This is a genomic window from Rhizobium sp. CCGE 510 (assembly GCF_000292525.1).
Lineage (GTDB): Bacteria > Pseudomonadota > Alphaproteobacteria > Rhizobiales > Rhizobiaceae > Rhizobium.
Map to the genome: position 1 here is coordinate 1 of NZ_AEYF01000130.1, position 581 is coordinate 581.

General features: G+C 62.7%; 1 pseudogene. It reads left to right on the forward strand.

The window, feature by feature from the left end:
- Positions 1-581 (forward strand): annotated as a pseudogene (locus RCCGE510_RS32805) (DEAD/DEAH box helicase); the annotation flags it as partial.

Here is a 581-nt window from a genome sequence, read left to right on the forward strand (position 1 = left end):
CCACCTCGTCGGGGTATTCTGCGGTCGCCTATTCCTTATTCAACGAAACGGCGGGCGATCTGAATGCATCGCCCGGCGAGATAGCGATCCGCGATCTTATCCTGCGCGATCTTGACCAGTTGCGCGGTTTCGTGCGCGACTGGCTTGGGGATGAGGCGCATGGTGACGAAGGCGTCGCCGCGGCACTGGGCGGTGAGGAGCCCGATGTCGATGACGTATTGTCGACGGTCCTCAACACGACCATCTGCCGGGCTCTTGCTTTTTTCGATTTCGGGCTGGAGACGGGCGAGGATGAGCCGATCGAGGCCGCGCGGGACTTGCTGGCCACGGCCGTCCGGCTAGCCGACAACGCCGGAAACGTCCCCTTGTGGTGGATCGCCAATCTTTGTCGCCATCTAATCGACGATCTATGGCGGCATTCGCTTCATCAGAATCTGCCGACCGACCCGCCAGCGGGAGCAGAGGAAAAATACCCGGACTTGCGCCGGCTCTTCATCAGCTCGCTCTACGCGCGTAAGACCTCCGAGGTGGAGCTGTGGCCATCGCAGCGCGAGGCTGCCCGCCGCTCGACCGACGTGACG